Annotated in this window: 16 protein-coding genes; 2 read left to right on the top strand and 14 right to left on the bottom strand. The window is 71.5% G+C overall.

From position 1 onward, the window contains the following. From ACFW3D_RS11700 to ACFW3D_RS11675, 6 genes are all read right to left on the bottom strand, one after another. Entirely contained in the window at positions 1 to 585 is a 585-nt protein-coding gene (locus ACFW3D_RS11700) for a hypothetical protein (RefSeq protein ID WP_500503896.1), read from the bottom strand. Between the two features lie 102 nt (positions 586 to 687). Further along, the gene (locus ACFW3D_RS11695; RefSeq protein ID WP_500503895.1) at positions 688 to 1,722 is read right to left on the bottom strand and encodes a LacI family DNA-binding transcriptional regulator; all 1,035 of its coding nucleotides are present in this window, start codon (positions 1,720 to 1,722) and stop codon (positions 688 to 690) included. Between the two features lie 154 nt (positions 1,723 to 1,876). After that, on the bottom strand, positions 1,877 to 3,583 hold the full coding sequence (locus ACFW3D_RS11690; protein ID WP_500503894.1) for a glycoside hydrolase family 43 protein: 1,707 nt from the start codon (positions 3,581 to 3,583) through the stop codon (positions 1,877 to 1,879). 73 nt (positions 3,584 to 3,656) lie between these two features. Next, entirely contained in the window at positions 3,657 to 4,589 is a 933-nt protein-coding gene (locus ACFW3D_RS11685; RefSeq protein WP_500503893.1) for a carbohydrate ABC transporter permease, read from the bottom strand. 28 nt (positions 4,590 to 4,617) lie between these two features. Continuing rightward, positions 4,618 to 5,589, bottom strand: coding sequence for a carbohydrate ABC transporter permease (locus ACFW3D_RS11680; RefSeq protein ID WP_500503892.1), 972 nt, complete (start codon positions 5,587 to 5,589; stop codon positions 4,618 to 4,620). Positions 5,590 to 5,663: 74 nt separating this feature from the next. Further along, entirely contained in the window at positions 5,664 to 6,947 is a 1,284-nt protein-coding gene (locus tag ACFW3D_RS11675) for an extracellular solute-binding protein (RefSeq protein ID WP_500503891.1), read from the bottom strand. A 356-nt stretch (positions 6,948 to 7,303) separates the two neighbouring features. On the opposite strand from ACFW3D_RS11675, the gene ACFW3D_RS11670 reads away from it, so the two are divergent. Beyond that, positions 7,304 to 8,872: a glycoside hydrolase family 26 protein gene (locus tag ACFW3D_RS11670; RefSeq protein ID WP_500503890.1), complete on the top strand. Its 1,569-nt coding sequence runs from the start codon at positions 7,304 to 7,306 to the stop codon at positions 8,870 to 8,872. A gap of 10 nt (positions 8,873 to 8,882) precedes the next feature. Here ACFW3D_RS11670 and ACFW3D_RS11665 read toward each other — a convergent pair whose 3' ends face one another. The 8 genes from ACFW3D_RS11665 to ACFW3D_RS11630 all read right to left on the bottom strand — a co-directional run bounded on the left by ACFW3D_RS11665 (position 8,883) and on the right by ACFW3D_RS11630 (position 20,167). Further along, entirely contained in the window at positions 8,883 to 9,248 is a 366-nt protein-coding gene (locus ACFW3D_RS11665) for a YciI family protein (protein WP_500503889.1), read from the bottom strand. A 51-nt stretch (positions 9,249 to 9,299) separates the two neighbouring features. Beyond that, the gene (locus ACFW3D_RS11660) at positions 9,300 to 12,329 is read right to left on the bottom strand and encodes a glycoside hydrolase family 2 TIM barrel-domain containing protein (protein ID WP_500503888.1); all 3,030 of its coding nucleotides are present in this window, start codon (positions 12,327 to 12,329) and stop codon (positions 9,300 to 9,302) included. A 61-nt stretch (positions 12,330 to 12,390) separates the two neighbouring features. After that, positions 12,391 to 15,120, bottom strand: coding sequence for a glycoside hydrolase family 38 N-terminal domain-containing protein (locus ACFW3D_RS11655; RefSeq protein ID WP_500503887.1), 2,730 nt, complete (start codon positions 15,118 to 15,120; stop codon positions 12,391 to 12,393). A gap of 65 nt (positions 15,121 to 15,185) precedes the next feature. Further along, on the bottom strand, positions 15,186 to 15,992 hold the full coding sequence (locus ACFW3D_RS11650; protein WP_500503931.1) for a carbohydrate ABC transporter permease: 807 nt from the start codon (positions 15,990 to 15,992) through the stop codon (positions 15,186 to 15,188). A 47-nt stretch (positions 15,993 to 16,039) separates the two neighbouring features. Then, positions 16,040 to 16,990, bottom strand: coding sequence for a carbohydrate ABC transporter permease (locus ACFW3D_RS11645; protein WP_500503886.1), 951 nt, complete (start codon positions 16,988 to 16,990; stop codon positions 16,040 to 16,042). 7 nt (positions 16,991 to 16,997) lie between these two features. After that, entirely contained in the window at positions 16,998 to 18,335 is a 1,338-nt protein-coding gene (locus ACFW3D_RS11640; RefSeq protein WP_500503885.1) for an ABC transporter substrate-binding protein, read from the bottom strand. 276 nt (positions 18,336 to 18,611) lie between these two features. Then, positions 18,612 to 19,616, bottom strand: a complete 1,005-nt coding sequence (locus ACFW3D_RS11635; RefSeq protein ID WP_500503884.1) for a LacI family DNA-binding transcriptional regulator — start codon at positions 19,614 to 19,616, stop codon at positions 18,612 to 18,614. Between the two features lie 149 nt (positions 19,617 to 19,765). Beyond that, the gene (locus ACFW3D_RS11630; protein WP_500503883.1) at positions 19,766 to 20,167 is read right to left on the bottom strand and encodes a MarR family winged helix-turn-helix transcriptional regulator; all 402 of its coding nucleotides are present in this window, start codon (positions 20,165 to 20,167) and stop codon (positions 19,766 to 19,768) included. 206 nt (positions 20,168 to 20,373) lie between these two features. Here ACFW3D_RS11630 and ACFW3D_RS11625 point away from each other — a divergent pair, with 206 nt between their 5' ends. Beyond that, positions 20,374 to 21,156 (top strand): sigma factor-like helix-turn-helix DNA-binding protein, encoded by a 783-nt coding sequence (locus tag ACFW3D_RS11625; RefSeq protein ID WP_500503882.1) that lies wholly within the window; start codon positions 20,374 to 20,376, stop codon positions 21,154 to 21,156. Positions 21,157 to 21,210: the final 54 nt, after the last annotated feature.

Raw genomic sequence — 21,210 nt, 5'->3', positions numbered from 1 at the left:
TCACGTCTCCCAGTGGTACCCGAGGGTGAAGTTGACCACCACGGCGAACGTCAGGTACAGCAGCCAGACGGCGGTCAGCAGGCGGAACAGCCCCATCACGCGTTCGGCGAGCGGCGCCCCGAGGGACATCGCGAACTTGCTGAGGTAGACGGCGAAGAGGCCGACGAAGACCAGGCCCACGGGCCAGTCGTCGACCGCGAAGAACACCGTCGCGCCGAGGGCCGAAAGGACCATGTAGGCGACGCCGACACCGGCGTTGACGCGTGCGTCGTTGCCGCGGTAGCGGTCCCAGCCGAGCGCGAACCAGTGGATGCCGTACGCGGTAAAGGCCAGGGCGGCCATGTACAGCGGCGGCTCCTTGAACACCTCGAACCAGGTCAGCCCCACGAAGAGGATGACGCCGGCCAGGAGCTGGCAGAGGCCGGGCAGCCAGATGCCCCAGACGCCCATCGCCCGGTCGACCTTCTCGTCCCTCTTGGGCCAGCCGAACAGTTCCTGGGAGCCCCAGATCAGGTAGCCGGTCGCGAGGCCGAAGAAGCCGAGTGCGAGCGGTGGGTACACCGAAGGTTCAAACATCACGTCCATTGGTCCATTATTCGCCCAAATGGGTTAAATTGCACATTCAACCTATAAGTGGGCGTGATAGCCGCACCTCGGAGGTGGGTGTGACGGACCGCAATCGATCCGTCACCCTTCGTCGCGCGGCGACGCCGTGCTGTCCCGGACGACCAGCTGCGTCGCTAGCTCCACCCTCGGCAGGTCGACCTCCTCGCCGTCGACCAGCCGCAGCAGGGTCCGTGCCGCCATGGCGGCCATGGCCTGCAGCGGCTGGCGGACGGTGGTGAGGGCGGGGGCCGTCCACCGGGAGACCGGCACGTCGTCGAAGCCGACGACGCTGACGTCGCCGGGGACGTGCAGCCCGCGCTCGCGCAGCGCGGTGTAGGCGCCGAACGCCTGCAGGTCGCTGGCGGCGAAGAGCGCGGTCGGCAGCCGGCGGCCGGACCGTTCGGCCTCCTCCAGCAGGGCCGTGGTCTCGGTGTACCCGGAGGAGTCGTTGAACTCCCCGTGCCGCACGGCCTCCTGCGGCACGTCGAGACCGGCCGCCTCCATGGCGGCGCGGAACCCGTCGGCGCGGGCGCGGCTGCACAGCAGCTGCCGCGGCCCGGCGAGGTGGGCGATGCGGCGGTGGCCGAGCCCGATGAGGTGCTCGGTGGCGGAGACGGCTCCGGCCCAGTTGGTCGCGCCGATCGTCGGTACACCGGCCTCGACGGTGCCGACCGGGTCGACGAGGACGAAGGGGACGCCCAGCGAGGTGAGTTTGGTGCGCTGCCGCAGATTGAGGTCGGAGACGACCAGGATCGCGCCGTCGGAGCGGCGGGCCGTCAGCTGCTCCAGCCAGGCGCTGGTGGCGGCGCCGCTCCCGTGGGCCGCGGAGAGCACCATGCTGACGCCCGCGGTGCGCAGCGTCTCCTCGGCGCCCCGGATGATCTCGATGGACCACAGGCTGTCGAGTTCGTTGAGGACGAGGTCGACGATGCCGCCGCGGCGGCGGGCCCCGCGCCGCTGGTAGTGACGGCGCGCCATGATCTGCTGGATGCGCTCGCGGGTGGCCGCGGAGACGTCGCTGCGGCCGTTGAGGACCTTGGAGACGGTGGCGGTGGAGACCCCGGCCTCGGCGGCGATGGCGCCGATCGTCACCTTGGATCCCGGCTGAGTGCTCATGCGCCGTGCGTCCCCCTCGTCCTGCCCGTCGGTGCGGTGCCGCAGGCGGTGGCCGCCCGGACCACCCGGCCCGCCCCGGTGTTCCCGGTCAGCCTACGGCCGGGCTCCGCCGGCCCGGCCGTCCCTACGGCGCCCCGCCGCGTGCGGCGCGCGGTCACGGCGCCCCGCCGTCCGCGTCCGGCTGGGGATCGCCCTCGTACTCCAGGCCCGTGAAGTCCGCGCCCAGGCGGCCGCCGGTCAGGTCCTGCGCGCACACGCCCACGAAGGCGCCGGTGAAGCCCCAGCTGCTGAAGTGCCCGTCGGCGTCACCGACCGTGGCGTACTCGTCGGAGAGCCGGCCGGCGTCGAGGCTTGGGCCGAGCGGCCGCCAGCCCTGGGCGGCCTCGTCCCACCAGGCGAAGGACGCCGCCCCGCCCCGGCCGGTGAGCCGCAGCCGCAACGGCCCCTCGCCGGGCACCGGAACCGGCCCGGCCGGCTCCGAGTAGCGGCCGCGGTCGCACACCGCCAGACGCAGCACACGGCCGTGGTCGGCGTCGGCGGTGAGATGGGCGTAGTGCCACAGCCGGGTGTTGTAGAAGTGGACGAGGCCGGCCATCTGCCGCGGCGAGTCCGGTGCGAAGGACACCGTGGCCTCGAAGCGGAACCGGGTGTGCTGCTGGCGCCGGGCCACGAGGCTCTGCCGGTGCCGGGAGGACAGCGACTCGCCGCCGCGCAGCCGCAGTCCGCCGGAGCCGTCCGCGGGGGACAGCCACGTGGGGTCGGGGTGGCGGCGCAGGGTCATCCACTCCGCTCCCGGGAAACCGTCGTACGGTGCGGGGCCCGGCCCGGCGGTGGTGTCCACCGGGCCCGGGGCCGGGGGCGCCGGTACGCGCCGCGCGGGGCGGCCGGGCCCGGCGTCGCCGGTGACGCGCGGCCAGCCGTCCGCCGTCCAGTGCACGCGCTGCAGGGCGCTCTCCCGGCCCAGGACGCAGGCGCCGCGCGGGGTCAGCGGACGGGCCGTCAGATGTGCCAGGTACCAGTCGCCTTCGGGGGTCTCGACGAGGCTGCCGTGGCCGGCCTTCTGGAGCGCGAGTCCGTCGTCGCCGAGCGAGGTGAGCAACGGCCCGGCGGGGTCGGGCGCGTAGGGCCCGGTGACCTCGCGGGAGCGGGCGACGGTGACGGCGTGCTCCCAGGACGTGCCCCCCTCGGCGGTGACCAGGTAGTACCAGCCGTCGCGCCGGTAGAGGTGCGGGCCCTCCGTCCGTCCGAGCGCGGTCCCGGTGAAGATGCGGTGCACCGGCCCGCGCAGCCGGCGCCCGGCACGGTCCCACTCCTGCAGGAGGATGCCGGCGAAGGGGTCCTTGCCCGGACGGTGGTCCCACTCCAGCCAGAGGAGCCAGCTGCGGCCGGTACCGTCGGGGCCGGTGTCGTGGAAGAGGGACGGGTCGAAGCCGTGCCCCGCCACCGGCACCGGGTCGGACCACGGGCCGGTCGGCGCGGGCGCGGTGACGACCTGGTTGTGGACGTCCTTGTACGCGCCCGTCAGGCTCTTCACGTCGGAGTAGACGAGGTGGAACAGACCGTCGGCGTGGGAGAGGCAGGGCGCCCACACACCTCCGGAGTCGGGCACGCCGGTCAGGTCCAGCAGCCGTTCCTCCGTCAGGGCCCCGCCCAGCGGCTCCCAGTGGACGAGGTCGCGGGAGTGGTGGAGGGTCACGCCCGGGAGCCACTCGAAGGTGGACGTGGCGAGGTAGTAGTCCGCGCCGACCCGCAGCAGGGAGGGGTCGGGGTGGAAGCCGGTGAGCACGGGGTTGCGGATCACCGCGCGGCGGTCGTCGGGGGCCGGGACGGGATTCCCGGTCGCGGGTACGGCGGCAGTCATGCGGTTCCTCGGGACTCGGTCGGGCGGTACGGGATCGGGGGCGGCGAAACGGGAGGCGGCACGGGCGGCGGGCTCAGCCCTTGACGGCGCCGTCCATGACGCCGGAGACGATGCGGCGGGCCAGTACGGCGAAGAGCGCCAGGACCGGCAGGACGGAGACCACGACCCCGGCGAGCATGAGGGTGTAGTCGGTGTAGTAGCCGGCGGCCAGCTGGTTGAGGGCGATCTGCACGGTGCCGTTCTCCGGCGGCAGGGCGATCAGCGGCCAGAAGTAGTCGTTCCAGGCGAACATGAAGGTGAACATGCCGAGCACGGCGGCCGTGGAGCGTACGCCGGGCCAGGCGACGTGCAGGAAGGTGCGCAGGTGGCCGGCGCCGTCGACGCGGGCACTCTCGATGAGCTCGTCGGGGATGTTCTCCTCCATCGCCTGCCGCATCCAGAACACGCCGACGGCAGAGACCAGCGCGGGCACGATCAGCGAGCTGAGCGTCCCGTACAGACCCATGTCGGTGACGAGCAGGTACAGCGGGATGATGCCGAGCTGGGTCGGCACCATCACGGTGGCGATCACCACCACGAGCAGGGCGTCGCGGCCCGGGAACCGGAGCTTGGCGAAGGCGTAGCCGGCGAGGGAGGACAGCAGCACGTTGCTGACGGCCGTGGTCCCGGCGACGGTGAAGGAGTTCCCGAGCGCCTTCCAGAAGTCGACGGTGTCGAAGACCCGTCGGATGTTGGCGATCAGGTGCCCGCCGGGCACGAGCGAGGGGGTGGAGCCGCCCAGCACGGAGTTGTCGCCGTGCGAGGCGACGACGACTGTCCAGTACAGCGGGAAGACGGAGGCGAGGACGACCGCGGCGAGCAGCATGTGGGCCAGTGGACCCGCGCTGTCGTGGCGCCGCGGGCCGGTGCCGCGCCGGCGGCGCGGGTGAGCGCGTGGGCCGCCGGCGCCGGGGAGGGCGGTACGGGCGTCCGGGCGGGACGCGGGGGCGGTGAGGGACGGGGCCATGGACGGATCTCCTCTCGGGGGCCGGCGGTCAGCGGTCGGAGCCGCCGAGGCGGCGGGTGACGAGGAAGTTGAGTGCGGCGACGGCGGCGATGACGAGGAACAGCACCCACGAGATGGCGGAGGCGTAGCCCGCGTCGTTGTTGATGAAGCCGTACTTGTAGAGCATCAGCGTGAGCGTCTGGAACTGGTGCTCGGTGCCGCCCTCGGCGTTGGCCTGCGGGTCGAACAGGAAGGGCTCGGCGAAGAGCTGGAGGCCGCCGATGGTGGAGATGACCACGGTGAACAGCACGGTCGGCCGGATGGCCGGAAGCGTGATGCGGCGGAAGGTGAGCATGCGGCCGGCGCCGTCGACCATGGCCGACTCGTACAGCTCACGTGGCACGGCCTGCATGGCGGCCAGGTAGATCAGGGCGTTGTAGCCGGTCCAGCGCCACATCACCATGAAGCTGATCGCCAGGTGCGAACTCCACGTGCCGGCCGTCCAGTCGACCGGCTCGGAGATCAGTCCGAGGTGCTGGAGCGCCCAGTTGACCACGCCGAAGTCGCGCCCGAAGAGCTGGGAGAAGACCAGCGCCACGGCGACCACCGACACGTACTGCGGGACCAGGACCAGCGCCCGCCAGGTGGTACGGGCCCGCAGCCGGCGGTCCAGCAGCCAGGCCACCGCGAGGGCGAGGAGCAACTGCGGGACCGTCGACAGCAGGAAGATGCTGAAGGTGTTGAAAGTGGCGGTGTAGAAGTCGGGATCGGCGAACAGGTCGCGGAAGTTGTCCGCTCCGGCGAAGCCGCCGTCGCCGGTCAGCCGGTCCCAGTGGTGCAGCGACACCCAGAACGTGTACAGCAGCGGGTACAGGCCGAAGATCCCGAAGACGAGGAAGAACGGGGCGACGAAGCTGTACGGGACGAGGCGGCCGCCGCGGCGCGGCCGGGCCCCGCGGCGAGGGGGCGTGCCCGGCGTGCGGGCGGGCACGCGCCCGGCACCGGCGGCGTCGACCGCCATGGTGACCTCCTGGGTGAGTGATGAGCGGATGGGTACGGGACGGGGATCGTGGGGTCGCGGGCTCGTGCCGCCGGTCAGTGCGCGAGGTTCTTCGCGGCGTCGGCGAGGGCCTTGCGCCACGCCTCGTCCGGTGACGCCTTGCGCTGCTCGACCAGCTGCAGGGCATTGGCGAACGGCACGCGCACCTGCTGGTCCTTGCTGCCTCGGAAGCTCGGCCGAAGGTCCTTGGCGGAGGCGGCGAAGATCTTCCCGGTGGGCGCGTCGTTGAAGTACGCCTTGCGGGTGTCCTGCACGGCGGGGTCGGACAGGGCGTCGGTCAGTGAGGGCAGCGAACCGGTGGGCCCCCGGAAGATCTTCTTCTCCGAGTCGGCGGAGGTGAGGAAGGCGGCCAGCTCGGCGGCCTCCTTCACGTGCTTGCCCTGCTTGGGCACGGTGAGGAAGGAGCCGCCCCAATTGCCGCCGCCCCCTGGCACGGAGGCGATGTCCCACTTGCCCTCGGCCTCCTTGCCGGCCGCGGTCTGGATCAGCCCGGTCATCCAGGCGGGGCAGGTGATGGTGGCCATCTTCCCCTGCTTGATGCCCGCGTTCCACTGCTGGCTGAACGGCACCAGGTTGGCCGACTGGCCGGCGGCGGCCGCCTTCGCGGTGTCGGAGAAGAACTTCCTGACGTCCGGGTTGGTGTCGGCCACGTAGGAGTCGGAGGTGTCGAAGAAGCCGACCTCGGTCTGGTTCATCATCGCGCTGAACACGTTGCCCGCGGAGTCGAACCACGCGTGGTCCTGCACCTTCGCCGTGAAGGTGTCGCCGGTCCTGAAGTAGTCGTCCCAGGTGGGCCACAGCCTGCCCACCTCGTCGCGGTCGGTGGGCAGCCCGGCCCGCGCGAACAGGTCGCGGCGGTAGCAGATGGCGAGGCCGCCGACGTCGGTGCCGTAGCCCATCACGAAGCGGCCGTCGTCTGCGGTGGCCTGCGCCCACTTGTACGGCAGGTACTCGTTCTCGCGCTTGAGCGCACCGTAGTCGGCGAGGTTGGCGAACTTGTCCTTCACCTGGCGGAACTTGGGCATGTACCCCTCCTCCACGGCGACCACGTCGGCCGCGCCGCTGCCCGAGGAGAGCTGCGTGGACAGGCTGTTGTGGTGCTGGTCGAGCTGGGAGACGCGCTCCTGGACCCTGATGCCGGGGTGGGTCTTCTCGAACTGCGCGATCAGCGGCTTGTAGCCGAAGTCGCTGAAGGTGGCGACGGTGAGGGTGATCTCGCCGGTGGTGCCGGTGGAGCCGGTGGAGCAGCCCGCGAGCGCGAGGAGCGCGGTCAGGCCGGCGGCTGCGGCGAGCGATCTGCGGATGTGCGAGGAGCCCATGCGGACCTCCAGGGGCGTGCGGAAAGGACGGGTGACGGCGTGGGGGAGAGGCCGACGTGGCATCCGGAGAATGACGACCGGTGGACGGTGCGGCTCGCACAACCTGCCGCCGCACGAAACTTGTTGTCAATAGTTACGTAGAAGTTTCGAGAATCCGCGATGGCGCCGTGACCTGCAACTGGTCGCTGTCGAAGGCGATTCCTGACCGCGCCCCGGATGTCCCCGGCGTGGCCGAAGTTTCGCTTCCGGTTTCCGGACCTGCGCAGTCCTTCGAAACTTACGCGAATGATTGACGGGGAAGTTGCGGCTCTCCACCATGCCGTGCGACACATCCACCCGGCACCGAGGAGAGTTGAATGCACGCGCTGCGAAGACGAGCCGGGGCACTGTTCGCCGGCCTCGCCGCGGTCGCCGTCCTGATCGCGCCCGGACTGGCCACGGGCACCGCGCAGGCCGCCGTCGCCGCCCGCAACCTGCCGCCCGACGGCAAGGTCCTGGCCCTGATGGGCCAGGACAGCGACACCCTCGCCGACTACAAGCGCGACGTGCTCGACCGGGCGTCGCTGGACGCCCCCGCCCCCGGCGGGGTCACCCTCTACACCAACCTGGTCCTCGGCGGCAGTCCGGCGCCGCTCGCCGGCATGAACGGGCCCGTCAACTGGGGCTCCGGCACCGTCGACTTCGCCGCGACCCTCGCCCAGTACCCCCGGTCCGCCCTCGCTGTCGGCCTCTACCTGTCGGACGCCACGACCGGCTGCGGCAACCAGCCCCTGCGCGCGATCATCGGCACCGGCGACAGCGACGTCACGTCCGGCACCCCCAACCTGACGAGCCAGTACCGGGCCAAGGTCGACGAGATGGTCACCCGGCTCAAGAGCTACGACCGGCAGGTCTTCCTGCGCATCGGCTACGAGTTCGACGGCCCCTGGAACTGCTACAACGCCGACTTCTACAAGCGGGCCTTCGTCTACATCAAGGGCCGCATCGACGCCCTGGGCGCCACCAAGGTGGCCACCGTCTGGCAGACCGCGGCCTGGCCCCTCAACACCAGCCCCGACCACCCCGAGTGGAACTACGTCGTCACCGACCCGGCCCACTACGACGCCTGGTACCCCGGTGACCAGTACGTCGACTGGGTCGGCGTCTCCGCCTTCTACGGCACCGGCTCGGTCGGCACGCAGTGGGGCTGCAGCAGCTACGACACCTCGCCCACCGGCCTGCAGAACCGCGTCCTGGACTTCGCCCGCGGACACGGCAAACCGGTGATGATCGCCGAGTCCTCACCGCAGGGCTACGACAACGGCGCGCACACCAAGAGCTGCATCATGCGGAAGAACCCCGTGGCCACCGGCGCGGACACCATCTGGAACGAGTGGTACCGGCCCTGGTTCGCCTGGATCACCGCCAACCGCGACGTCATCCGGGCCGCCGCCTACATCAACACCGACTGGGACGGCCAGACCCAGTGGCAGTGCGCCGACGGCGCGGCGGCCGGAGGCCCCGGCTGCTCCAACGGCTACTGGGGCGACGCCCGCATCCAGGCGGACGCGACGATCCGCGACCGCTTCCTCGCCGAACTGCGCGGCACGCAGTGGGTGGGCGGCACGGGTACGTCCGGACCGCCGCCCACGGACCCCACCGACCCGCCCCCGCAGTCCGGCTTCACCCAGGGCGTCACCCAGGGCGCAGCCCCCGTCGTCTGGTTCAAGCCCGGTGGTTTCACCGCGACCTTCGTCACCGTCCACTACCGCGTGAACGGCGGCACGCAGGCGAACTACTTCCTGACCTGGAACGCCTCGGCCGGCCGCTGGGAGCAGCCCGTCCCGCTGCGCTCCGGGGACAACCTCACCTACACCTTCGACTACCTGCCCGCAGGGCAGACCGCACAGACCACGACCGCCTCCTTCACCCACACCGCTCCCTGACCCCGTCCGGTCAGTCCTCGTGCATGCCGAACGAGTCGTGGACGGGCCGTACCTCGACCGCCACGACGTGGAAATCGACGACGCGTCCGGCGATCTCCAGCGCGCGCTCCCGGCTCACGCAGTCGACGACGTAGTACGCGGTCAGCTGCTCCCGCGCCTTCGTGAGCGGTCCGTCCGCCGTCGACGAGCCGTCCCCGCGCAGCCGGATCGTCGTGCTGTCCCGGGGGTATCCGAGACCCGCCCCGTTCAGCAGCTCGCCGGTGTCCGCCAGATCCCTGTGCAGTTCGTCGTGCCGGCGGAACACCTCGGCGCGCTGCTCGGCGGTCATCGCCTCGGTCGCCGCGGGGTCGGCGTACATCAGCACCATGTACTTCATGGCACCACCCTGGCAGAAGGCCGCCGCGCGCGGCCTTCTGCCGGGCGCACGTCAGCCCGCCGTGACGCGGAGCCTGATCGTGCGGGCCTGCGGGCGCAGCGCGAACCCGGGCCACACGTCGGGTCCGCACGCCCGGGAGCCGAGGCCGTGCTGGGCCGCGTCGACGAAGAGGTGGCTCGCCGCCGGCTCCGGGAGCTCGAACGGGTGCGCCGCCCGGGCGATCTGCTGAGGTGTGTGACGGCTGAGCGTGAAGCCGGGGAGGCGGCCCTGCACGTCCGGCACGGCCGTGAAGCGCAGCACACCAGCGCCGCCGCTGGTCAGCGCCAGCTCCCGGAACCGGGAGCGGTGCCCGGTCTCCTGCGGGCGCGCGTAGTCGACGGAGAGCCCGGCGAGGCCCGCGGAGAAGCGGCCGGTGCGCGCCGCGCGCAGGCTGTCGGGGTAGGACTCGTGCGGGCCGAGACCGAACCACTCGGCGCCGTCGACCGGAGCGCCGCCGTCGGGCAGGTCGAAGCGGATGCCGATCCGCGGCCACACCGTCGTCCATCCGCGCGACGGCTCGATCTCCACGCGCAGTTCGAGGTCGTCCCCCTGGAGGGACCAGACCGTCTCCACCGTCACCGACGAGGCGGAGTCGGCCGCGGAGACCCTGGCGACGGTCCGCAGGGCGTCCGCGGCGGTCTCCACCGACAACAGCCGTGAGGTCAGCCGGTCCAGGCCGTCGCGCCGCCAGAGCTCGGCGTTGGAGACCCCCGGAACGTAGGCGTCGCTCTCCTCGGCCACCCCCGAGGTGCCCTCGTCGTTGTCGGTCGGGGCGCGGAACAGCTCCAGTCGGGGGCCCGCCACGGCGCGGCCGGCGAGCCGTACCAGGGCCCCGTCGGTGAACTCGGCGATGCCGAGGGTCAGCGTCCCGTCGCTCCGCCGCCAGTCGGACGGAAGCCGTACGGCGGGCACGGCACGGTGCGGCGTACGGTCCAGCTGGGCGGTCGCCACCACATGGCCCTCGTCCGCCCACGCCGTGCCGGCCGCCAGGACCGCGTCCAGGGTGAGCCAGGTCTCCGACTCCCGCGACACGGCGACCGGCGGAAGCGGCACGCTCGCGGACCCGCCGGCCGCGACGACGGGCAGCTCCAGGTCCCCGGAGCCGACGGGCCTCCCGTCGTGCTCGACGCGCCAGCGGAAGCGCAGGTCGGAGGTGTCCGCCGAGTGCCGCAGGTTCGCGACCGTCACCGTTCCGCCGCTGCCGGCCCCGCCGTCCCCGCCGTCCGCGTCGTCCGCGTCGTCCGCGGCGTCGAAGGTGAAGCGGACCGGCTGCACGACCGCCTTGAACTCGTGGAGGCCGGGGGTCGGGATTCCGTCGCTGAGCACCATTCCGTCCATCACGAAGTTGCCGTCGTGCACGACCTCCCCGAAGTCGCCGCCGTACGCGTAGTAGGGCGTGCCGTCCGGGGCCGTCGCCCGGATGCCGTGGTCCCGCCATTCCCAGACGAAGCCGCCGTGCAGACGGGGGTACCGGTGCACCAGGTCCTCGTACTGGTCGAGGGCCCCGGGTCCGTTGCCCATCGCGTGGGCGTACTCGCACAGCAGGAACGGCTTGGTGCGCTGCCGTGCGCCCTGCGAGGGGGTGCAGTCCTGGAGGGGGGCGAGGGAGCCGTCGGTCCCGATCTGCTCGGTCTCGGGCACCGACGCGTACATCCGGGAGTAGACGTCCGTGTACTCGCCGGTGTGGTCGCCCTCGTAGTGCACGGGGCGTCCCGCGTCGCGGGCGTGCACCCAGGCCGACATCGCGGCGAGGTTGCCGCCGGTGCCCGCCTCGTTGCCGAGCGACCAGAGCACGACGCTGGGGTGGTTCTTGTCCCGTTCGACGGTGCGCCGGACGCGGTCCAGGTACGCCTCGCGCCATGCCGGGTCGTCGCTGGGGTTGCCGGCCCAGCTGCCGTTCTTGTCGAAGCCGTGCGTCTCCAGGTCGCACTCGAGCACGACCCAGAACCCGAGTTCGTCGGCGAGGTCGAGCAGCCGCGGGTGCGGCGGGTAGTGGCTGGTGCGGATGGCGTTGACGTTGAACCGCTTCATCAGGGCCAGGTCCTCGCGCGCGTGCTCCTCGTCGAAGACACGGCCGCGCTCAGGATGGGTCTCGTGGCGGTTCATCCCGTGGAAGACGACGCGTCGGCCGTTGACCAGGAACCGGTCGCCGCGGATCTCGACGGTGCGGAAGCCCGTCCGCACGGTGACGGTCTCCGCGTCCGAGGCCACGGTGACCTCGTACAGCCGCGGGACCTCGGCCGACCAGGGCCGCACGCCGTCGACCTCGAACGGGGCCACCTCGGCGGGGGAGTCCCAGACCCGCTCGACTCCGAGTTCGGGGATGCGGAGGGTGACCGGGAAGGCCGCCGGCTCCGCGGTGACCTCCGGGTCGATCCGTCCGCGACCCGCCTCGAACCCGGTGCGCAGCCAGACGTCCTCGATGCCCCCGGCCGGCCGTGCGATCAGGGTGACGTCACGGAAGATGCCCGGCAGCCACCACTGGTCCTGGTCCTCCAGGTAGCTCGCCGCCGACCACTGGTGCACCCGTACGGCGACGACGTTGCCGCCCGGACGCACGGACGAGGTCACGTCGAACTCGTGGGCGAGCCTGCTGCCGGAGGCGCTGCCGATCTCGTCGCCGTTCACCCAGACCTTGAAGAGCGACTCGACCCCGTCGAACCGCAGCACGACCCGCTCGGCCTCCGCCCATCCGGCGGGCAGCTCGAAGCGTCGCCGGTAGTCGCCGGTCGGGTTCTCGTCCGGCACATGGGGCGGGTCGACGGGGAAGGGGTACTGGATGTTGGTGTAGATCGGTCTGCCGTAGGCCCCGTCGCCCTGGAGCACCCAGTGGGAGGGCACCGGGATGCCGTCCCAGTCGCCGTCGTCGAATCCTTCGGCCGCGAAGTCCTCCGCCGCCGTCGCCGTGGGCGACAGGCGGAACCGCCAGTCCCCGTTGAGCGAGCGGGAGGGGGCGTCGGAGTGCAGCCACGAGCGCGCCGGGCGCAGCGCGCCACGCCCTGGGGTGGTGTCCGAAACATACGCGGAGAGCTGGGAGGGCAAGAGGTCACAACTCTTTCTTGGTAGTGCCTGGTCGTGCCGGGTGACGAGAGGGGAACCGCGGTTACCGGAGCACGATCGTCCGGATCTCCCACGGGCCGAGGGCGAGTTCGAGTCCGCCCTCCGCGGGAACGGTGGCCAGCGGCCGGCCGAGCAGGTCGACCGTGGTCACGCGGGTGAAGACACCGGTGACACGGGCCGTGGCGCCCGTGCCGCCCATCGCCACCAGCCGTACCTCGGTGCCGGCACCGAGGTCGTCGCCGGTGACACGGCGCACGCTCGACACGAACACGTCCGTGCCGTCGACCCGCACGCCGGCCGCGTCGGGGGGCAACTGCCCCCCGGCGGGCGCGGTACCGCGGGCCACCAGTACGTCGTTGCGGAACTCCTCCGCGAGGGCGACCGCGTCCGTGGACTGCCAGCCGGCCGCCGAGGGCACGACGGCGAACCGGTTCTCGATGCGCACCCCGAGGTCCTGCGCCCCCGGCGCGGGGATCTCGCTCGCCGCCGGCTCGTCGCGGAGCGGATGGATGTTGACGCTGATCGAGCCGATCGCCCGCAGCAGGGTCACGGCGAGTTCGGCGCCGTCGCCGGTGAGTTCGTACTCGGTGGCGTGGTCGAGCAGCACGGTGGCCGCGCCGGCCGACACGAAGGTGCTCGCGGGGAAGGTCGGGATCGGGTACTCGCCCCAGCCGCCCTCGGCGGTGAGCCCGCGCTCGGTGACGGCGAACTGACCGGCCGACGCCGAGACGGCCGCCGGCCGGGGCAGCGGGACGTGGAAGCGGAGCCGGTGGTCGGCCGCATGGTTCAGGAACGACGTCGTGACGCGCAGGAACGGCTCGCCCGCGCGCAGCTCCACCAGGGTCTCCACCGGCGTCGGCACGGTCCGGGCATCGCGCACGTCGCGGTCGGGGGAGAGCGCGGCGGGCCACGCGTACACACGGGTGATGCGCACCCGCGACCGCAGCGGGCCGTTCTCGACGAGCTCGACGCTGATCTCCGCCGGCTCCGAGACGAGCAGATCGTCGGCCGGGGGGCCGTAGTTGTAGCTGTCGCCGCGGTCACCGCCGTCGACGAGACGGCCGACCCCGCGCAGCACGGTGCCGTCCGCCCCGGTCACCTCCAGGGTGCCGTCGGCGGCGATGACGACCTCGACCAGGCCGTTCGACAGCGTTCCGGCCGTGGCCGTGGCGGGCGCGAACGCCGTGCCCGGTTCGGCCGCCCGCACGGCCGGCGCCACCTTGAAGCTCGCGAGCCCGGAGGCGGGGACGGTGACCGGCACCAGCGCGGTCGCCCGTGCCTCCTCCAGCGTCAGCACCCGCCACTCCCCGGGGTGCGCGGCGGCAGCGGCGGCGACCTCGCGGCGCAGGATCAGCAGGTCGAACGGTCCGCTCGTCGGCACCTCGGCGAGGTGGAACACCAGTGAGCCCGCGGTCAGCTCGTAGCGGTCGATCTGCCGGCCGAACAGCTCACGGCGGTGGATGCGGCGCAGTACGCGCTCGAGCTGCGAGGCGTCCATCCGCTCGTCGCTGAGCACGGTCGGCGCCTGCGCGACCAGTTGGACGGGGTGCTCCGAGCCGTCGGCCGCGGTCGCGACCAGGACGGAACCCTCGGGCGGGGCCATGACGTCGACCTCGACCAGAGTCGTGCGCGGGACGGCCAGCGGGTTGGCGACCAGGTGGCCGTCGCTCGGCACGCGGGCGGCGGGTCCGGCCAGCGCGGCGTCCCGGACGGCGCGCGCGGCGTGCGCGGCCTCGGCGAGCCGCGCCTCGACCTGGTCGGCGGTCTCGTCCGTACCGGAACCGACGACCGAGTCATGGGCGCTCGACTCGATGATCTTGTGCCAGGCGAGCGAGAGGAACGGCGAGTCGTCCCGCGTGGACCACAGCGCGTTCATCCGCTCGGCGTGGTCGACGATGCGCTCGGCCACGGCCATCCGGCGCTTCAGCCCGCGCCGCACCGAGAGCACACCCGGGAGGATGTTGCCGCGCACATGGCTGCGCAGTTCACCGGTGACGACCGCGTGGACCTCGTCGCGCACGTGCCCCCGGATGTACTCGTCGAGCGTGGCGATGGTGATGGCGCCTTCCTCGCCCGAGGCCTGCCGCAGCCACTCCGCCAGCCGCGGGTCCGGCGCGTTGTGGTCGGTGCCCGCCATCGCCAGCACCGGGTCGCCGCCCCACCGCCCGGCCGTCATCTCCGCGTACTCGCCCAGCGCGCGCCCGATCTGATCGGGCACCAGCAGTACGTCGAGGCCGTTGTCGTAGCCGTCGAAGAGGAACTCGGTGCGCACCTCGGAGCCGTCGGGGGCCCGCCAGCGGAAGGCGTGGCCGTCGACGGAGCCGGGCACCCCGCGCCACAGCGCCGCGTGCTCGATGCCCGCGCGCGCCAGGATCTGCGGCATCTGCGCGACGTGGCCGAACATGTCCGGCAGATAGCCGATGGGCATGGAGCCGCCCAGCTCCGCCGCGGCCGCCCATCCCATCTGCAGGTTGCGGACGATCGTCTCGCCCGAGCAGAGGAACTCGTCGAGGAGGATCAGCCACGGCCCGATCGCCAGCCGGCCCTCGGAGACCAGGGTCGTGACGCGCTCGCGGTTCTCCGGCCGCATCTCCAGGTAGTCCTCGACCGCGGCCATCTGCCCGTCGACGGTGAAGCGGAAGTCCGGGTTCGCCTCGGCCGTCTCCAGCACGGTGTCGAGGGCGGTGACGAGCCGGTGCCGGAACACCTGGAAGGGCTCGTACCATTCCCGGTCCCAGTGGAAGTGGGGCACGAAGACGGCGGAACGGCGCATGGGAACGGGACCTTCTGTGCTGTGGGGCGGCGGGGAAGGGGAGAACGGAGAAGGGGGAGGCGGGGCTAGCGCAGCGAGCCGGCGGCCAGTCCGGTGCGCCAGAACCGCTGGAGGAGGATGAACACGACGATCACGGGCACGATCGAGACCAGCGAGCCGGTGATCACCGACTCCTGCAGCAGCGGCGCGCGGGCGGTCTGGCCGTTCCACTGGTAGAGGCCCAGCGTGATCGGGAAGAGCGACTCCTTCTGCAGCATCACCATCGGCAGGAAGAAGTTGTTCCAGATGGCGACGAACTGGAACAGGAAGATGGTCACCAGCGAGGGCGTCATCAGCTTGAACGCCACCGAGAAGAACGTCCGGAACTCCCCGGCCCCGTCGAGGCGCGCCGACTCCAGGATCTCCTGGGGGACGGCGGACGCGGCGAAGATCCGCGCCAGGTAGACGCCGAACGGGCTGACGATGCTGGGCAGGAACACCGCGAACCAGGTGTTGACGAGCCCTGTCGCCGAGAACAGCAGGAACAGCGGCAGCGCGAGCGCCGTGGTCGGCACGAGGATCCCGCCGAGGATGACGGAGAAGAGGAACTCACGGCCCCGGAAGCTGAACTTGGCGAGCGCGTAGCCGCACAGCGCCGAGATCAGGGTGCCGACGGCCGCGCCCAGCACCGCGTACAGCACGCTGTTGAGCGCCCAGCGCCCGAAGATGCCGTCGCTGCGGGTGAAGAGGGTGTCGAGGTTGCCGAACAGGTCGAAGTGCGAGAACGCCAGGCCGTTGGTGGAGGCCAGGTCGCCCTGCGGCTTGGTCGCCGCGACGACCAGGAAGTAGACCGGCAGCAGGAAGTAGACCGTCAGCACGAGCATCAGGGCCATGGCGGCCGTGCGGCTGATCCGGCTCTCGCGGATGGGGGCTCGGTTGCTCACAGTCCCGCCTTCTTCGAGGTCAGTCGCATGAACCCGAAGCTCAAGACGAAGGTGATGACGGCGATGACCACGGATATCGCGGCCGCCTGCTGGTAGTTGTTTCCGGAGGCCACCGTGTACGCGAGCATGTTGGGGGTGTAGGTGCTCGAGATGTTCGAGGAGATCTGCCGCAGCACAGCCGGCTCCGCGTACAGCTGCAGCGTGCCGATGATGGAGAAGACCGTGGTCAGGACGACCGACGGGGCGATGATCGGTACCTTGATCCGCCACGCGACGGCCCAGTTGCTCGCGCCGTCGAGCTTGGCCGCCTCGTAGAGCTCCTGCGGGATCGACTGCAGCGCCGAGAACATGATCAGCATGTTGTAGCCGGTCCACAGCCAGGTCGACACGTTCGCCGTCGACCACAGCACGGCACCCGGACCGAGGAAGTCGGGCTGGAGGCCGACGCCCTTGAGCGCGTCGACGACCGGGCTGATCTGCGGCGAGTAGAGGTACGACCACATGATCGCGGCGATGACGCCGGGCACGGCGTACGGCATGAACGCCGAGATGCGGAAGAACGACTTGAGCTTGAGCAGGGGGGTGTCGAGCAGCAGCGCCATGGTCAGTGCCAGGAAGAGCATCACGGGCACCTGCACGACGCCGAACAGCCCGATGCGCCCGATGCTGCCCCAGAACTCGGTGTTCCGGAAGACCTGCGCGTACTGCTCGAAGCCGCCGAAGGTCGTGTACGACGTGCCGTACTGGCCGCCGGTGCGGCGCACGACGAGCAGGCTCTGCCAGAGCGCGTAGCCGATCGGCACCAGGTAGAAGAGGACGAACGGCAGGAAGAACGGGGTGACGAACGCGGCGATGGTGCCCGCCCGGGGGCCGCCGCCGTTGTGACGGCGACGGCGCCCCTCGGTGGTCGCCACCACGCGCGTGGCGCGGGTTGCGAGGTCGGTCATGCGGCGGTCACTTGCCCGCCGCGGCCGGGATCGCCTGGTCCTTCATGGACTTCAGCGCGGCGTCCTGGGCAGCCGTCAGGGCGTCACCGACGGTGCCGTCACCGGCGGCCGCCTTGGCCATCGCGTCCTGGAGCGCCAGGTTCACCGTCTTCTGGGTCGGGCCCCAGGTGAAGTCGGTGTCGATGTTCTTGGACGAGTCGGCGAAGACGTCGAAGATCTTCTCGTTGTTGTAGTACGGCACACCCTGGGAGAGCGCGGGAAGCGCCAGGCCGGCGGTGGCCGCCGGGTAGAGGCCGCCCAGCTTGTTCTCCAGGGCCAGGGCCTCCGGGTCGGTGTTCAGCCAGGTGTTGAACGCGACCGACTCGTAGAGGTGCTTGCCGCCCTTCATGAAGGCGACGGTGGAGCCGCCCCAGTCACCGGACGCGGCGCTCGTGCCCCAGGTCGGCATCGGCACGATCGACCACTTGCCGGCCTGCTTGGGCAGGTTGTCGCGGAACATGCTGTAGCCCCAGGCGGCGCCGACGTAGGTGGCGATCTGGTCCTTCTGGTACGCCGTGTACATCTGGGTCGAGCCGTGGGCCAGGTCGGTCCGCACCAGCTTGGCGTCGATCAGCTTCTGCCAGTAGTCGGCGACCTGCTTGCTCTGCTCGGACTCGACGGTGACGTGCCACTTGTCGCCGGAGTAGGAGTACATCTCGGCGCTGTTCTGCCACAGGAGCCCGTTGAACCACTCGGCGTTGTTCGGGTCGAAGAACGTCATGCTGAGGTTCGGGTCCGCCTTGTGCAGCTTCTGCGCCTCGGTCGCGTACTCGTCCCAGGTCTTGGGGATCTCCAGACCGTGCTTCTTGAAGATGTCGCTGCGGACGTACAGGGCCATCGGGCCGGTGTCCTGCGGGATGGCGAACACCCCGGTGCCGCCGAAGCTCGCCTGCGACCAGGTCCAAGGCACGAACGCCGACTTGGCGCCGGTGGCCGCCTTGCAGGCCGAGGCGTCCGTGAAGGCGTCCTGGCTGCGGAGGTTGGGCAGTTCGTCGTAGCCGACCTGGGCGAGGTCCGGCGCCTTGCCCGCCTTGAGGGCGTTGCCGATGGTGCCGTACTGGTCGTTGGAGATGTTCTTCGTCTCGACCTGGATGTTCGGGTTCTTCTTGTTCCACAGCGCGACGACTTCGTCCATGCCGGGAACGGTGTTCCAGTACTGGAGGGTGACTTTGCCCTTCGCGGGCGCGCAGGACTCCGCCGATGCGCTGTTACCCGAAGGAGCCGGCGATGAGCATCCGGCGAGTACGGCGATGCTGGCTGCCGCGGCGACGGCGGCGAGGCGGATGCGCGTGACTGTGCTGCTCATGGTTTCCGTTCCGGAGGACGACTAGCGAGGTCGCTAGACGGGTCGACGTTGACACCTCAGGCGGGACGTGCTGGTGAGAAGGGACAGGGCGCGACGGACTTCCGGCGCAGGCACCGAACGCCGTCACAAAGTGGTGCATAACCGCTTGTTCCGGTCCCGTGAGCGTTCACGTGAGCGTTCACGTGAACGCTCGCGGGGCCATTGGGAATTGTTCGGAAGTGTGCGCTCCGGTGCCTTCAAGTGTCAAGGCTTTGCGGCGCACACGAGTCCGGGAGGTTAAGCGGAGCCGCTGAGCCGCAGTTCGGCCCGGACGACGAGGTCCTCGGCGCCGAGCGGTTCCAGTCCGGTCAGCAGGCGGGCGACCTGGTCGATGGCGAGCGCGCCGAGGCGGCGCGTGTCGAGCGCGACGCTGGAGAGCGGGGGTTCGACGAGCGTGCCGAGCTGCAGGCCGTCGAAGCCGACCACGGCGAGCTCCCGGGGGACGCTCCTGCCCAGCCGGCGCGCCTCGCGCAGGGCGCCGATCGCGATGATGTCGTTGAAGGTGAAGACCGCGCTGACCTCGGGGTGCGCGCCGAGCAGCTTCCTGAGCGCCGCTCCGCCGCCGTCGGCCGACTGCGTCGCCCCGACCACCCGGTCCGCGGCGATCCCGTGCGCCGTCGCGGCCGCCGCGAACCACTCGCGCCGGACGCTCGGTTCGGCGCGGCCGTCGTGGTCGAGCATGCCGATGTGCCGGTGGCCGGCGGCGACCAGATGCGCGACCGCGGCGTGGACGCCCGCTTCGCCGTCGATGCGGATCGAGCTGAACCGCGCCGTGTGGTGCTCCCGGCCGATGAGCACCACGGGCAGTCCGCGGGTGAAGCGTTCGAGGTCGGCCTCGGAGCAGCTGAAGTAGCCGACGACCGCGTCCACCTGCGAGGCGATCACCTGCAGGGTGCCGAACTCCTCCTCGGCCCGGTCCGCGGTGTCGTAGACGACGACGTGCCAGCCGCGCGCCCTGGCCGCCTCCAGCGCGGCCGCGGCGACCTCGGTGAAGAAGGGGTTGAGCAGGTCCGGGATGACCAGCCCGATCGTGGTGGTGTCCTGCCGGACCAGGCCGCGGGCGAAGCGGCTCGGCCGGTAGCCGAGTTCGCGGGCGGCGTCGAGGACCCGCTGCTTGGTCGCGCCGTCGATCTCGTCCTTGTCGTTGAGCGCCCGCGACACGGTCTGCCGGGACACCCCGGCGGACCGGGCGACGTCATGGATCGTGACCCTCCGCGATTCCGTCCCCGACGACGACACCATCGCGCACCTCCCGATCGTCGCGGGTGCCGGCGCGCCCGCAGGGCCTGAGTATGCACGTCCTGGATGCGGCGGCGCGAGATCAGGTCCCCGTCGGGCAGCGGGCCGCGCGGACCGGTCGGCGCGGCCCTGACCTCGGGAAAGGCCGGAGGTCAGAGGGCGACGCCGTGCAGCGCCGCGCTGAGCGCCCGGAGGTCGAGGCCCGCGAGGTGGTCCAGGAAGTGGCGGCGCATGGAGGCCAGGTGGGTCGGCCAGGCCTCCTCGAGACGGGCCAGCCCCGCGTCGGTGAGGACGGCGTTCCAGCCCCGGCCGTCCCGTGTGCACTTGACCCGCCGGAGGAAGTCCTGACCCTCCAGCCGGCGCACCACGCCCGTCACGCCGCTGAGGGAGAGCTCGCAGGCGGTGGCGAGGTCGCTCATGCGCAGTTGCCGGCCCGGAGCCTCCGAGAGGTGCATCAGTGCCTGGTACTCGATGAGGGGCAGCTGCTGCTCGCGTGCCATGTCGGCGTGCAGCGCGCGGGGCAGCGCGTAGATGACGCGGCTGAGGGACCGCATCAGAACTTCTTCGTCCGGATTGAGGGGATTTGTGATTCCTGGGGTGGATTCCGGGCGGGCGATGGCATCCGACATGGCCCCCACTTTACTTGCTGCGCGAAGGATATATATTTGCTGCGCGAAGCAATTAAGCCGAGTCGTGTGACGCGGCACCCCTGCCCGCACCGCACGGCCGACCCCACACCTCATTCCGGAAAGAGACGCACATGCCTCAGTCGCCGACCAACGTCGAGTCCGCCGCAGGAATCCGGTACGCGGGGTCCGCTCCGGGCGGTGGCCGGCACCGCGGCCGGCGTGCCGACGGCGAGCCGTACCTGCGGGGCAGCGGTACGGCCCCCGGGGGCGGCCGCCACCGCAGGACCGTCCGCGCCCCGCAACCCCGGCCGGTCGAGGGCGGACCGGTACGGCCGGCCGGCGGCGGTGGCGAGGGCGGCCCCATCGGCTACGAGGGCCGCTTCGAGCGTGACGTGCTCACCCTCCTGGATTCCGTGTACCGGGCCGCGTCGGCCGTCACGGGCGACCCGGCCGAGGCCGAGGAACTCGTCCTGGAGGTCTTCACCCGGGCGTACGCGGCGTTCCCGCGGCTGCTCGACGGCGTCGACCGCAGGGCCTGGCTCTTCGACCTCCTGGCCGGCGCGTTCGTCGGCCCGTACCCCGAGGTGTGCGTGCTGCCTCCGGAGTCCGGGGTGCCGCACGAGGTCCGCGTGTCGGCGCTGGACGAGTTCGTGCTGCTGCCCGAGCCGGATGTCCGTGCCGCACTCCTCGCGCTGCCGAAGGAGCAGCGGTTCGCGGTGTACCTCGCGGCGGTCGAAGGCTACGCACATGAGGAGATAGCGGACATCATGGATGTTCCGTCCGCCATCGCCGCGTACTGGCTGCACGACGCGCGGCTGCGACTGTGGGCGGCCGAAGGGTCCCGCACGGCCGCGTCCGAGGAGGAGTACGCCACCGGCGGCCTCGTCGGCGCCGGGCGGGCCGGGGCTGCATGACACGCCGTCGTGCGGGGCGGCCGCGCCGAGGGACCGGTGGGCCCCCGCGTCACC

It is taken from the genome of Streptomyces sp. NPDC058864 (assembly GCF_042742985.1).
GTDB lineage: Bacteria > Actinomycetota > Actinomycetes > Streptomycetales > Streptomycetaceae > Actinacidiphila.
The sequence above is the reverse complement of the archived record's forward strand: the minus strand, read 5'-3'. Positions and strand labels throughout refer to the sequence as shown.